Source organism: Actinosynnema sp. NPDC053489, from assembly GCF_044544865.1.
Classification (GTDB): domain Bacteria; phylum Actinomycetota; class Actinomycetes; order Mycobacteriales; family Pseudonocardiaceae; genus Actinosynnema.
On record NZ_JBITXT010000022.1, the window covers coordinates 68,658 to 81,886 of the forward strand.

The following is a 13,229-nucleotide window of genomic DNA, read 5'->3' on the forward strand; positions in this document are numbered from 1 at the left end:
CGTGGGGGGGGGGGGGGGGGGGGGGGGGGGGGGGGGGGGGGGGGCGGGGGGGGGGGGGCGGGGGGGGGGGCCCCCCCCCCCCCCGGGCGCGCCCCCCCCCCGACCGGGGGGATCACACCAGGCCGTGCTCGGCGAACACCTTGCGCACCACCGCCAGGGCGTTGAGCACCCTGGGGATGCCGCTGTAGAGCGACACCTGGGTGACCGCGGCCACGACCTCGTCGCGCGGGACGCCGATCCGCAGCGCTCCCCCGACGTGGAAGGCCAGCTGCGGTTCGCAGCCGCCCGCCGCGGCGAGCACCGCGATCGTCACGAGCTGGCGCGTGCGCAGGTCCAGCCCCGGGCCGCCGAGCACCTCGGCGAGGCCGTGCTCGATGAAGGAGGCCAGCCCGGGGTCCAGGTCGGCCACCCCCTCCCAGGGCGGGGTGGCGCCGGGCGGTGCCAGCCTGCCGAAGACCTCCTCGGCGCTCATGCCCGGAACGCCTCGGCCGCGGCGTGGCTGTCCTCGTGCATCGAGTACCGGGTGATGCGGTCGTCGGAGACCTCGACGTAGAGGGCGAACCGGCTGTGGAACCGCTTGCCGGTGGCGGTGATCAGGTGGGTGAAGGACCCGGTGGCGAAGGCCCGCTCGTCGTCGCCGAGCACGTGGTCGACGTCGAACTGCTCGGTCACCACCCCGGTCGTCGCCGCGTCGAGGAACGCCTCGACCTCGGCCCTGGTGGTGCGCCTGCCGGTCCACGGCACGGTGTCGGAGCCGGCGACGTCCCAGGTGAAGTCGTCGGCCAGCAGGTCGAGCAGCGCGGGCCGGTCGCCGCTGCCGAAGGCGGCGAAGAACCGCCGCACCGCCCGGACCGCCGCGGTGGGTGTTTCGGTCGTGGTCATGGTCTTCCTCTCGGTTCGTCCGCGCGGAGCGCGGGGTCAGCCGCCGGCCGCGGGTCGCAGGACCCGGACGGGCATGTCCGGCGCGGGCACGGGCAGCGTGGGTCGGGGTTCGGGCATGAGGCGCGCCAGGTGCGCGCGCAGGCCGTCGAGGTCGGTCGGGTCGCCCAGGTGGGACAGGTGGCCGTCCGGGCGGACGACCGCCACGACGGGGCAGCGGCCGAACGCCTTGCGCAGCGCAGGCGTGCGCGGCACGGCGGCGAAGTCCGACACGGGCAACCGGTCGCCGACCGCGGCCCGCACGCCGGCGACCGCGGCGGCCCAGTTCGCCGGCACGCCGCGACCCGGCCAGACGACGACGGTGTGCCGGTCGCGGTCGAGCGCGGCGGGGTCGTCGACGGGCTCGGCGTGGGCGAACAGCGGCACCCGTTCACCCACCCGGGCGGGCTTGAGGTTGCGCAGCGGCAGCGGGACGGGCTCGGCGCCGCCGTAGTCGTTGTCGGTCTGGCTCAGCAGCGGCACGAGCACGCGGGTCAGCAGGCCGGACGCGCGGGCGGCGAGGAACAGCGCGTCGCGGCGGGCGATGCGCAACGGCTTGCGCTGCATGGCGAACCGCGCCTGCGCCGCGGAGGTCCGCGACATCCGGTGCGCTCCGGCCAGCCGCTCCGCGCCGTAGGTCATCAGCACCGATTCGGCCAGCCTGCCGTTGAGCACGCCGCCGAGCTTCCAGGCGAGGTTCACCGCGTCCTGGAAGCCGACGTTCATGCCCTGCCCGCCCGCCGGGCTGATCGCGTGCGCCGAGTCGCCCGCGAGGAAGCAGCGGCCCTGCTGCATGCTGTCGGCCATGCCCAGCCGGGGCCGGAAGGACCGCGTCCAGTCCGGCTCGCCGACCCGCACACCGCGCACCGCGCGCTCGTTGATCACCTGCTCCAGCAGCTCCCGCGGCGGGTCGCCCGCGTCCTCGGCGCGGTGCGGGATGTTGGCGGCGACGCGGAACACCCCGCTGCGCAACGGGACCAGCGCCACCACACCCGTGCGGCTGTAGTAGTACTGCGCGGTGTCGCGGGGCACCGGTCCGTGCAGGGGCGCGTCGCCGATGACGTAGGTGATGTCGATCGCCTCACCCGCGAAGCCGATGCCCAGCAGGTTCCGCGTCGTGCTCGCCGGGCCGTCGGCGCCGACGAGGTAGCGCGGGGTCACCGTCTCCCGGGTGCCGTCGGGGTGGCGCAGCACGGCCACGGGGTGCTCGCCCGAGTTGTCCAGCGCCACCAGTTCGACCCCGCGCTCCACCACGCCGCCCAGCTCGGCGAGCCGGGCCCGCAGCACCCGCTCGGTGTAGCGCTGGGGCAGCGTGAGCACGTACGGGTCCGACGAGCCGCGCAGCCGGTGGATGTGCGCGGTGCCCAGCAGCCTGCGCCCGCTGTAGTAGCCGACGCCGGGGACCTTGTGCCCCAGCTCCACGAGCCGGTCGCTGACCCCGATGCGCCGCAGCAGCTCCAGGCTGCGCGGCCAGATCAGGATGCCCTTGGAGTGCGGGTCGGTCTCGTCCACGGAGGCGGTGCGGTCGACCACGCGCACCGGCACGCCCTGCTGGAGCAGCTCGCAGGCCAGCACGATGCCGACCGGACCCGCTCCGATGACCAGCACGGGCGGGCTGGAGGTGTCACCCATCGTCATTGCCTTCCTGTGGGTTCGGGTGTGCTCGCCGGAACGGGTGTGCTCGTCGACCAGCCGTGCCGCCGGGCGTGCGCGGTCAGGCCGGGGTCGTCGCCGACGACCACCGGGCGTCCCACGGCGGCGAGCAGCGGGATGTCCGAGACGTGGTCGCCGTAGGCGGCGCAGCGGCTCAGGTCGAGGTCGTGCCCGGTCACCAGCGCGCGCACGGCCTCGACCTTGCTCGCGCCGATCAGCGGTGTCGGCAGTTCGCCGGTGTAGCGGCCGTCGCGGACCCGCGGGCGCGAGCACAGCAGCACGTCCGCTCCCACCTCGGCGGCCACCGGGTCGAGGCAGGCCGGGAACGAGCCCGACACCAGCACGACGAGGTCGCCCGCCGCGCGGTGCCGGCGCAGCGCCGCCACCACCTCCTCCCGGTAGAACCCGCCGGCGGCGACCTCCGCGCCGTACCACCGCGCCGCCGCGGCGGAGGCGGCGCCTTCCCGGGTGCCGGCGAAGTGCCTGGTGCAGGCCCGCAGCACGTCCTGCCGGGCGACGCCGGCGCGGGACATGCCGCGCAGCCGCTCCACCTCGGCGCCGGCGTCCGCGGGGGAACGGCCGTGCGCCACGAGGTGCTCGACCAGGAAGGCGAACAGCGTCGGTCGCGTGGTGAGGGTGCCGTCGACGTCGAAGAACGCGGCTCGCCGGCCCACCTCAGACCGCCGCGGCCTTGTGGCGGACCAGGGCGGCGGCGTCGGCCACGGTCTGGTCGGCGGTCAGCTCCTCCTCCCTGATCGACGTGCCGTAACGGCGCTGGAGGATGACCGACAGCTCGACCAGGACCAGCGAGTCGAGGTCGAGGTCCTCGAAGCGGGCGTCCGGGGCGATGGCGTCGGCGTCGGCGCCGAGCTCGTCGACCAGGATGCGCATGACCTCTTCGGTGATGGGGTCCACGGGAGTCCTTCCGCGAAGTGGGTGGTCGCTCAACCGACGGTGATGTCCGGCCAGGTGAACAGGGCCGAGCCCCAGGTGGCGCCGCCGCCGAAGGCGCAGGCGAGCACCCGGTGGCCCGGGCTCAGCCGGCCCTCCGCCGCGGCGTCGGCCAGGGCGAGGGGGATCGACGCGGCCGAGGTGTTGCCGACCCGGTCCACGTTGATCAGGTTGCGCTCGGCGGGCACGCCGAGCTGGTGGGCCACGGCGCGCAGGATGCGCACGTTGGCCTGGTGGCCGACGAACCGGTCGACCTGGTCGGAGGTGAGGCCCTGGCGGCCCAGGACGACCTCGGCGGCCTCCGTCATCCGCAGCACGGCCTGCTCGAACACCGCGCGGCCCTGCATCCGGAAGTACCGGTCACCCGGCTCGGGCTCGCGACCGCTCGTGCGCTGCCGCGAGCCGCCCGCCGGGACGGTGATCAGGTCGACCAGCCCGCCGTCGCTGCCGAGTTCGACGTCGAGCAGCGCGCCGGGCTCGTCGCGGTCTCCCGCCCGCAGGACGACGGCACCCGCGCCGTCACCGAAGATCACCGCGGTGGTCCGGTCCTCGGGGTCGATGATGGTGCTGAACGCCTCCGCGCCGATGACCAGCACGTCCCGGGCGATGCCCGCGGCGATGGCGCCGGCGCCCGCCGCCAGCCCGTAGAGGAACCCCGAGCACACGGCCGCGATGTCGTAGGCGGGCACGCGGCCCAGCCCCAGGCGTGCCGCGACCTCCGGCCCGGTCGCCGGGCACGGCCGGTCCGGCGTCGTGGTGGCCACGACCACCATCCCGACGTGCTCCGCGCCCGCGGACTCGAGCGCCCGCCGCCCCGCGCCCACGGCCAGGTCGCTGGTGGCGGTGCCCCGGCCGACCGCGTAGCGGGTCGCGATGCCGGTGCGGCTGCGGATCCACTCGTCGGAGGTGTCCAGCCGCCGGGCCAGCATGTCGTTGGTGACGAGGTTGTCGGGCACCACCGCGCCGAGCCCCGCCAGGACCGCGGCCGTCACGCCGGGTTCCCGGCCAGGTCCGCGGCGCGGCGCGCCTCGTCCCGGGTGTCGAGGCCCGCGTACTCGGCCCGAGCCAGCTCGACGGCGCGCTCGACCGGCATGACCGGCACGAGGTCGTGCAGGTCGGCGATGCGCTCCAGCCGCTGCTCGATCGCGCCGCCGACCTCGTGGTGCGGGATGCCCAGCTCGTCGAGGGTGCGCACCAGCTCCTCGTCGGCCATCGTGCGGAACAGGTCGTTGACCGGGCGGTGGCCGTCGGCGGCGAGCGGCAGCTCGTTGCGCAGGTGCACGAACGCGTCGAAGCTGCCCTTGACGTGCCGCTTCATCGCCCGGCCCAGCTCGGCCATGACGTCCTCGAAGAACCGCAGCTCCTCGGTGCGCTCGACCTGGTCGCCCGCGCGCAGGTGCGCCGACGCGTTCGGGTTGATGCCGACGACCACGCGGATGGAGCCGTAGATCCACTCCTGCAGCGAGGAGCCGTCCGAGACGAAGCCCGAGGCCAGGTTCGTCTCGTGCACCACGCGCTCGACGTGCCGGATGACGATCATCTGGATCAGCTCGGCGGCCGTGCACTCCTCCAGCGTCTTGCCGGGTGCGGCGTCGGGCAGGATCTCGCGCATGGTCCGCGCCCTGGTGCGGGGCAGGCCGGTGTAGTGGGCGACCGCCATCGCGGTCAGCGTCTTGCCGGACGAGTAGGTGCCGGAGATCCCGAGTCGCATCACGCGCTCACCCCGTTCGGGTCGTGGTCGAGGGGGACGCGGATCACGTCGTCCGCGAACGTCCCCGCGGGGAGCCGGTGGGTGACCGAGCACTCCAACCGCAGGCCGGGGCACTCGGCGATGATGTCGGCGGTGCGCCAGACCCCGCCGCGGGCTTCGACGAGCTTGGTCCCGATCAGGCCGGTGGTCACCCGGAACGCCTCGCCCGACGGGCGGACCGGGGTGTCGGCGACCATCGTGGTGCGGCGCATCCACAACGTGTCGCTGTCGCCCCGGTCGAAGCCGTCCAGCTCGTAGAGCAGCACCTGGCCGAGCTGGAGGGCGACGACGAAGGAGTCGATCATGGAGATGTGGGGGCGGTAGGCGGCCTCCAGCCCCTCGCCGGGCAGCACCTCGTCGGCCAGCGAGTCGACCCGGACCAGCGCCTCGGCGCGCACCGCCCGGCGGTCCACCCGCACGTCGGCGATGCTCTGGACCCGCGACTTGTAGCCGTCGTTGAACAGGCGGGCGCGGGCGTCGGCCGGTCGGACCTTGCGGAACCCGGGCCGCGCGGCGGCGGCGGGCTCGTGCTCGACCTGGCACCGGATCTTCATCCGCCCGATGCGGCAGACCACGGTCGACACCGCGCCCGCGGCCGACTGCTCGGTCCCGACCAGCTCGGCGTCCACGCCGAAGGCGTCGAGGTCGTCCTCGTCGGGCGCGGACCCGGCCCGGATGTCCACCCGCCGCAGCCACATCGTCCGGCGGTGGGCGTCGGTGAGGTCGTAGGTGGTGGCCACGCACAGCTCGGTGAGCTGCACGCCGAACAGCAGGGCGTCGATCGTGCTCAGGTGCGGGCGCAGGTAGCCCGACGCGGCCTTGCTGGACCAGTCGAACGGGTACTCGACCCCGGCGGTCGCCGTGGCGAGCGGGCGCGAGTCGCCCTGGTGGCCCACGATCACGTCCCGCATGACGTGCCGGACGCGGCGGTGGCCGGCGCCGAAGAACCGGCTCTCGTTGGGGCCGAGGTAGTCGTCTATGGACTCGTAGTGCTGGGTTGCGGTCACGGTCGTCCATCCCCCTGGTGTGGTAGACGCACAGTCGTCGGTCCGCGCCGCGTCCACTGTGGGTGGCGTCGTCGCTCCTCGACCGACAGGACCGAGTCTGCGAACGCGGGCTAGCGAGCCACTAGCGCGGCTCTAGCCGCCCGCCACCGACGTCCGTCGTCAGGACGCGTCGAAGAGGGGGACGAAACAACCCCGCAACCCGCGGGGTGCCGAAGACCGTGTGGCGACCGCCGCCCGGCATCCTCGCGCGGTCGTCCCCGCGCGGCGCCGACCCGGCCCTGCCGAACGGCTCAGGCCGGCTGTTCGGCGAAGCGCAGCACCCTCAGCCCTTCCAGGCGCAGCGCGGCCGGGTAGACGGCCCGGTAGATGTTGCAGTTCGGCGAGCGGACGTCGAACCGGCCGGTCGCGCGGAACGTGGCCAGGGCGCAACCGCCGGAGCACCAGTTGCGCCACGTGCAGTCGCGGCACCCCTCCTTGTCCTCGACCAGGAGGTTCAGCACGCCCGCGGTGTCGTCCCGGATCGCCGCCACCGGGTCGGTCGCGCGCACGTCACCCAGCGTGGAGCCGATGTCCATGTGGCACTTGGCGATCTGCCCCCGCTGGTCGACCACGACGTAGTTGTCCCCCACCCCGCACGACGTCCGGCGCGGTTCCAGCAGCTGGCCGCGGTCGAGCACCGACCCGAGCACGCTCCACGGCGGCAGCATCTCCTCGATCACCGCGAACGCGCCGACCAGCCCGGAGACCAGGGCGCGCTCCTCGTACCGCAGGTCGGCGGCCCCGGCGGCGCAGTCGTTGTCGCGGAAGAAGTTGAAGCTGAACGTCAGGTCGCGCTCCAGCGCGAACCGCACCACGGCGGCGACGTCCCCGGTGGTGCGGCCGGTCACCGTGATCGACAGGTGCGGCTTGAGGCCGAGGCCCACCAGCCGGTCGACGGTGCGCACCACCCGGCGCGCCGACGGCTTGCCCGCGCGGGTGGGTCGCTGCGCGTCGTGGGCCTCGCCGAGCGCGTCCAGCGAGATCATCAGGTTGACGTCCCGCTCGAGGAGCCGCGCGGCGAGCCGGTCCGGGATGGCCACGCCGTTGCTCAGCAGCACCGCGCTCAGCTCCAGCCCGTGCTCGGCGCAGCGGGCCGCCGCGTAGTCGTGCAGGTCGAACAGCACGTCGGGGTTCAGGCTCGCCTCACCACCGGCGTACTTCAGGCGCAGCGCCCGAAACCCGTGCCTCAGCGCCGAGCCGACCAGGGCGTCCACGGTCTGCCGCCCGGTCGCGGCGTCCATGCTCTCCGGTGACTTGTGCACGTAGCAGTACGTGCACCGGAGGTTGCACTCGTTGGTCACGTGCAGCCAGGCGGTCAGCTCGCGCGACTCGGCGAACTCCGGGGTGGGCGCGGCACCCCGCTCGTGCACCAGGTCCTGCTCGACCAGCCGGGCCACCACCTCGGCCGTCCGCCGCGGGTCGCCGCCCCGTCGGACCAGGTCGGCGGGCGAGGTGGCGGTGTCGAACGCGCGGAACACCTCGTGCGCGGCGCGGTTGACCACCACGACCCCGCCGCGGCCGTGCGGCGAGAACAGCACGTGGTGCTCGTCGTCCAGCGGGAGGTCGAGCACGCCGTCGGCGCGCACCAGGGGCGTCTCCCCCGCCACCCGCGCGCGGCTCCGGCTCCCGGTGTGGCGGCGCGGGGTGGGGCACGCGCAGTCCTCGCAGCTGCGCACCAGCAGCCCGTGCCCGTGCGGGATGTCCTCGCCGGACAGCGCCCGGGCGTCGGTCGACCTCATCGCGAATGCCTCCCGTGGCGGTGCACCGCCGGATTAGTAGACCTGTTCCAGACGTGCCAGCAACAACGTGAAGCTCTTCGGCGATCCGCCGGAGGTCCATCTGGCGCGCAGCATCTCATACCAGTGCCTCCGGACGTCGTCGGGCAGGTCGTCGTAAACGGCCTGGAACCGGTCGAACTCGTCCGGTATGGCCGACGCGCCGTGCGACCCCACCTGCAGGTTCGCCAGGGTGGTGAACCCGGCCGCGTAGTGCTCGATCGCCTGGTCGAGTGAACCGCGGTCGTCGCCGACGAGGGCGTCGCGGGCCAGCAGGTGCCCCCGCATCAACGACCAGCGGCCTTCCAGGTCGCGGAAGTGGTAGGTCGCGATCGCCTCCTCCACCTCGGGCGCCCGCGCGTCGAGCTTCGACCGGTACGTGCGGTCGCCGGTGTCGAGCCACACCTGGTAGCACAGCTCGATGTACTCGATCAGGTTGGCCGACAGGAACCAGCCGTCGGCGACCCGCCGCGCCTCCACGACCGACTGGTCCAGGTAGGACAGACCGAGGTCCGGGTCGTCGTGGCCGAAGATCCGGCCCGCCCGGTTCAACGCCGACGGGTAGGACCGGATCGCCATGTCGCGGCAGATGTCGATCGACTGGCGGATCAGCGCGCGTGCGCGCCCCAGCGGTTCCTCCACCAGCGCCACCCCGCTCTGCGCCGCCTGGAACAGGCAGATCGCCTGCTCCTGGTAGACCACGCCGAGCCAGTTGAGGTTCTGGAGCGACTCGAAGATCGCCTCGGCGCGGCCGTAGGCGTGCCACGCCTTGAAGTAGTCGCGGTCGTAGCGGTACACCTCGCCGGACACGCTCAACGAGGTCGCCAGGCCGAGCTGGTTCTCCAGCCTGCCGCGCACCCGGATGGCGCTCTCGACGAGGTTGCGCGCCTCGATGTAGCGGCCCCGCAGCGCCTGGAGGTAGGCCCAGTTGGTCTGGATCGACGCCATCTCCTCCCGGACCTCGGTCGCGCTGCCGGGCCCCAGCACCGGTGCCAGCGTGTCGCGCGCGTGCCGGTACGCCTGGTCGGCGGCGTCCCACCGGCCGATGTTGCGGTAGAAGAAGCCCAGTTCCTTGTCTGCCTGGGCCACGTGCCGCTCGCGGTCCTCCCGCATCCGCGTGCGGGCCTCGCGCGCGGCCTGGTCGAAGTGGCGCTCCGCCTCCGCGATGCGCTGCGGGATGCGCATGCACGCGTTGCCGCGCTGGTTGGCCAGGTGGTAGCGCAGGTCCGGCTCATCGACGTCCTCGGGCACGGTGGACAGCAGCTCCAGCGCCGCCTCGGGCTGCTCGTACTGGGTGAGGAACTCGGCGATCCGCAGGGCGATCTCCAGGTGGCGTTCCGGTGCCCGCTCCACGAGCCACCGCTGGAACCGCCGCACCGCGCCACCGAGCACGTCGTCGTGGGACGGGACGAGCCGCGCCCGCGGCAGGAAGCGCTCCAGCTCGTGGCACAGCAGCTCCTGGAACTGCATGTCCTGCCGGGTCCTGGCCTGCTGCAGGAGCCGCAGGAACAGCGCCGCGCCCGCGTCCGGGTCGACCAGCAGCAGGTAGTGCAGCTGGGCGGTCCGCAACTGGTCCAGCTCGCGCTTCTCGGCGTCCGTGCGGGCCATCTGCCTGATCAACCCCGGGTCGCTGCGCCCGCCGAGGATGCGCAGCCGCCGCCGGTGGTGCCGGTTCTCCTCGCGCACGTGGTCGGCGGTGCGCGCCACCAAGCCCTCGTAGGCGTCCATCGCCCGGCGCCACAGGGCGTCGCGCCACGCGCCGTCCTGGTCGTCGAGCGGGATGAGCCGGTGGGCGAGCTGCTCGGCCAGCGCGTCGTGCAGCGTGACGTAGCGGTGGTTCGCGCGGGGGCGGACCCACGGCAGCTCCAGCAGGCGTCGCCACGCCTGCGACCGGTCCAGGCCCGCCGGGAGGTCGAGGTCGGACATCAGGTGCCCCCACACGACCTCGTTGACGCTCTGGCGCACCACCGCGAGGCGCTTCACCGCCTCGGCCCAGAACCCCGTCTCGCGGTAGGGCGTGACCAGTCGCCGCCGGAACTCCTCGCGCAGCCGGGGCGTGCTCGGACCGGGGCCGGTCATCTCCGGCGGCGGGTCGTTCGCGCCGAGGTAGTCGACCGACATCGCCAACCACAGCGGGTGCCCGTCGGTGAGGTCGATCAGCCGGTCCTGCTCCTGGACCGACAGCACCTCGCCCAGGGGTCCGGTCGCGAAGTACTCCAGCGCCTCGTCCCGGGTGAACCCGCCCAGGTCGATCGGCACGGTCGGCATCCGGTCGCGCCGGCCGTCGAGGTGCTCCTTGATCAGGTCGTGGGGGTTGTCGCGGTCGGGCGGCCTGCCCGAGAGCACGAACAGCGTGCGCGGCAGCGCCTTCATCCACTGCGACAACCTCATGAGCAGGTACATGGTGCGCACGGACTCGACCGTGTCGAGGGTGATCACCACCGCGTTGCCGGTCTGCTCGACGTAGCCGCGGTAGCACGTGGCGAACTGCTCGCGCACCCGGCCGAGGTGGCTGCCGACCGTCTCCTGGCCGACGGGCTGGTCGCTGATCTCCGGCAACCGCGCCAGGTACGCCAGGTAAGACTGGAAGTGCTCCGCGCCGAGGGTGGCGGCCACCGCCTGCTCCAGGTTGGTGTGCACCCAGTACTCGGAGTCGTCCACGTCGATGGGCGGCACGCGCACCACCCCCGGGTCCCGGCGGGCGGCGTGGGCGCGGACGAGCCTGGTCTTGCCGACCCCGCCGGGTCCGTAGAGCAGCACGGCGCGGCTGATCCCGGTGCGGCGCACCTCGTCGAGCGCCCGGAGGACGTCCTGCTCCTCGCGCCGGGCCACGTAACCGGGCTGCGGTCCTTCCGCCACGGCGGCTCAACCCCCTTCCGAGAGCGAGGCCTCGATCGAGGCGAGGACGGCGTCGAAGACCGTCCCGAACCCGCTCAGCGCCAACTGGAACTCGTGGTCCTTGCCGAGGCGGCGGGCGACGAACCAGGCGAACTCGTCCGGCGAGTACATGTTGGAGTTCAGGAAGTCGCGGGCCAGGCCGCCCGCCAGCGCCGGCAGTTCCGCCGGGATGGTCGAGCGCTCCTCCAACAGCCTGCGGGACGTCTCGTGCCACAGGCACTCCACCATCATCACGCCCATTTCCTGGGACGCGTCCTTGCCGACCCACCGCTCGTAGAACGCGCGGGCCTCCCGGTGGGCCCGCACCCGGTCGGCGTCCGCGCGGTAGTAGTAGGCGTAGAGCAGGCGGCGGATCGGCGGGCTGATCTCGCGCCACATCTCGCGGCCGTCGTCGGACACGAGCAGCGTGATCTTGGTGACCGCGTCCCACAGCTCCGCGAACGTCCACCCCACGTCGGCGGCCAGGTGCGGCAACCGGGCGTCCCGGTCGTAGTGGAACAGCAGGTGCGAACGGGTGAACAGGCGGTACACGGCCAGGGACCGCACCGCGCGCCGGATCACCTCGGCGTACCTGGCGGCGTAGGCGTGCCGCCGGGTGAACAGCACCTCCGGGCGCAGCAGGTCCGAGACGACGTAAGGCCGGACGACGGTGTCGAACGCCTCGTCCTCCTCCGCCTCCTCGGCCAGCTCGAAGAACTGCTTGTCCTCCGCCCAGTCCAGCCACCGGGTGAGCAGCGCGGGCAGTCCCTCGCTCATGCGGTGCAGCAGCTCGGCGCACGCGCGGGTGTTCTGGGAGGTCCACTGCGGCTGGTACTGCCGGACGGCCTGCTCCACGATCTCCGCCGTGAACTCGGAGAGGAAGACCGGCTCGACCCGGCTGCGGGTGGCGTCGAAGCCGCGCCAGTCGTCGTGCTGGCGGGTGCCCACGACGACGCCGAAGCGCGCCTGCGCGCCGCCGTTGCCCCAGAGCCTGCGGTGCAGGTCGGACAGCACGCGGCGGACCTCCAGCGCCGTGGCGCGGTCCAGCCGGTCGGCGCTGTCGAGGAAGTAGAACTGGCGGCCGCGGTCCAGGACGTTGCGCGCGATGCGCCGCACCTGCTCGTCGCCCAGCCGCTCGGTCGACGCGTCGACCTCCACGTCGAGCAGGCGGGCGATCACCTTGGGCGCGTCCGACCACAGGTCGCCGGGCTCGTTCGCCAGGTCGACCAGCCGGACGTTCGCGCCACCGGACGCCAACCGGTCGTGGATGTGCCGCAGGAAGCGCGACTTGCCCAGCCGCGGCGGCGAGACGACCACCCAGAAGTCCTGGCCGCTGGACAGCTCCAGCGCGTTCGCCACCTTCGCGATCTCGTCGTTGCGGTTGCGGAACACCGTCGACAGCTGCCGGTCGTCCCGGGCCGCCCGGGGCAGCCCCAGGGCCACCGCGATCTCCCCGGGCAACGCGTCCGCCGTCAGCGAGCGCAGCGGGATGCGGCTGTAGGGGGCGAGGAAACCCCCGGACCCGGCCGGGACCGGCCGGACGTCCAGGACGCGGATCACCGGGTGGCCGAGGTCGTTCTCGCGCTGGAGGGCGTACTCCCGCTCGCGCTCGCACCAGCGGGAGGCGAGGTAGTCGGGCGACAGCAGGACCAGGAAGTAGTCGGCCTCGGCGATCTTCTCCTCCAGCTCGACGATGAACCGCTCACCCGGTCGGTCCGGGCTCTGGAACCAGAACGGGGTGAACCCGCCGTCCTCCAGCCAACCGGCGAGCCGTTGTGCCGCCTCCACGTCCTCCTTGGCGTAACTGAGGAAAACCCGACTCCCGCTCACCTTGCCTCCGCGCCCGTTCAGCGATGACACCACCGCGAACCCCGCGGCCGCGTTCTCCTCGTCCCGGCTTCATCGGCACGGAACCCGGAATCGTGACCGGGCACTCCGCAGTAGTGCGGCCACGTAGGCGAATCGTTAACAACGTTGCGCCATTCGCCACCCGAGGCCGCCGGAGGAACCCGCGCACCGCGACCGATCGGCCGCAGGTGCCGCGCAAACGCCGGTGCCCCCACCCTCGGGAGGATGGGGGCACCGGGCCGGGTGTCAGGTGCTCAGCGTTGCAGCGTGAGCACGCCCGGCCGGTAGGGCAGCAGGCCGTAGTCGCCGCCGGAGTTGGGGTTGCGGCCCTGGTAGAGGAATTGCAGGTTGCAGGGGTCGATGGTCTTGGTCTGGTCGGGGTTGGTGCGGATCAGGTCGCCGTGGCTGATG

12 protein-coding genes are annotated in these 13,229 nt (G+C 73.4%); all 12 read right to left on the bottom strand.

Going from position 1 to position 13,229, the window contains the following annotated elements:
- Positions 1 to 112: 112 nt before the first annotated feature.
- Entirely contained in the window at positions 113 to 472 is a 360-nt protein-coding gene (locus ACIGNX_RS33260) for a carboxymuconolactone decarboxylase family protein (RefSeq protein ID WP_396545265.1), read from the bottom strand.
- Positions 469 to 882, bottom strand: a complete 414-nt coding sequence (locus ACIGNX_RS33265; RefSeq protein ID WP_396545267.1) for a nuclear transport factor 2 family protein — start codon at positions 880 to 882, stop codon at positions 469 to 471. The genes ACIGNX_RS33260 and ACIGNX_RS33265 overlap by 4 nt, the downstream gene beginning before the upstream one ends.
- A gap of 36 nt (positions 883 to 918) precedes the next feature.
- On the bottom strand, positions 919 to 2,556 hold the full coding sequence (locus tag ACIGNX_RS33270; RefSeq protein WP_396545269.1) for an FAD-dependent monooxygenase: 1,638 nt from the start codon (positions 2,554 to 2,556) through the stop codon (positions 919 to 921).
- Positions 2,553 to 3,245 carry an HAD family hydrolase gene (locus ACIGNX_RS33275; protein WP_396545271.1) on the bottom strand — a complete coding sequence of 231 codons (693 nt, stop codon included), beginning with the start codon at positions 3,243 to 3,245 and terminating at the stop codon, positions 2,553 to 2,555. Before ACIGNX_RS33275 ends, ACIGNX_RS33270 begins: the two co-directional genes overlap by 4 nt.
- 1 nt (position 3,246) lies before the next feature.
- Complete coding sequence (locus ACIGNX_RS33280) at positions 3,247 to 3,486, bottom strand: acyl carrier protein (RefSeq protein ID WP_396545273.1); 240 nt, start codon at positions 3,484 to 3,486, stop codon at positions 3,247 to 3,249.
- A gap of 29 nt (positions 3,487 to 3,515) precedes the next feature.
- Positions 3,516 to 4,514, bottom strand: a complete 999-nt coding sequence (locus tag ACIGNX_RS33285) for a beta-ketoacyl-ACP synthase III (RefSeq protein WP_396545275.1) — start codon at positions 4,512 to 4,514, stop codon at positions 3,516 to 3,518.
- Positions 4,511 to 5,233: an AAA family ATPase gene (locus ACIGNX_RS33290; protein ID WP_396545287.1), complete on the bottom strand. Its 723-nt coding sequence runs from the start codon at positions 5,231 to 5,233 to the stop codon at positions 4,511 to 4,513. The genes ACIGNX_RS33285 and ACIGNX_RS33290 overlap by 4 nt, the downstream gene beginning before the upstream one ends.
- Positions 5,233 to 6,279: an AvrD family protein gene (locus ACIGNX_RS33295; protein WP_396545277.1), complete on the bottom strand. Its 1,047-nt coding sequence runs from the start codon at positions 6,277 to 6,279 to the stop codon at positions 5,233 to 5,235. The genes ACIGNX_RS33290 and ACIGNX_RS33295 overlap by 1 nt, the downstream gene beginning before the upstream one ends.
- A gap of 290 nt (positions 6,280 to 6,569) precedes the next feature.
- A complete protein-coding gene (locus tag ACIGNX_RS33300) occupies positions 6,570 to 8,057 on the bottom strand; it encodes a radical SAM protein (protein ID WP_396545279.1) in 1,488 nt (495 codons plus the stop codon).
- 33 nt (positions 8,058 to 8,090) lie between these two features.
- Positions 8,091 to 10,952 carry an AAA family ATPase gene (locus ACIGNX_RS33305; RefSeq protein WP_396545281.1) on the bottom strand — a complete coding sequence of 954 codons (2,862 nt, stop codon included), beginning with the start codon at positions 10,950 to 10,952 and terminating at the stop codon, positions 8,091 to 8,093.
- A 6-nt stretch (positions 10,953 to 10,958) separates the two neighbouring features.
- Positions 10,959 to 12,800, bottom strand: coding sequence for a TIR domain-containing protein (locus ACIGNX_RS33310; RefSeq protein WP_396545283.1), 1,842 nt, complete (start codon positions 12,798 to 12,800; stop codon positions 10,959 to 10,961).
- A 272-nt stretch (positions 12,801 to 13,072) separates the two neighbouring features.
- Positions 13,073 to 13,229, bottom strand: a 157-nt coding sequence (locus ACIGNX_RS33315) for a non-reducing end alpha-L-arabinofuranosidase family hydrolase (protein ID WP_396545289.1), incomplete at its 5' end; no start/stop codon positions are given.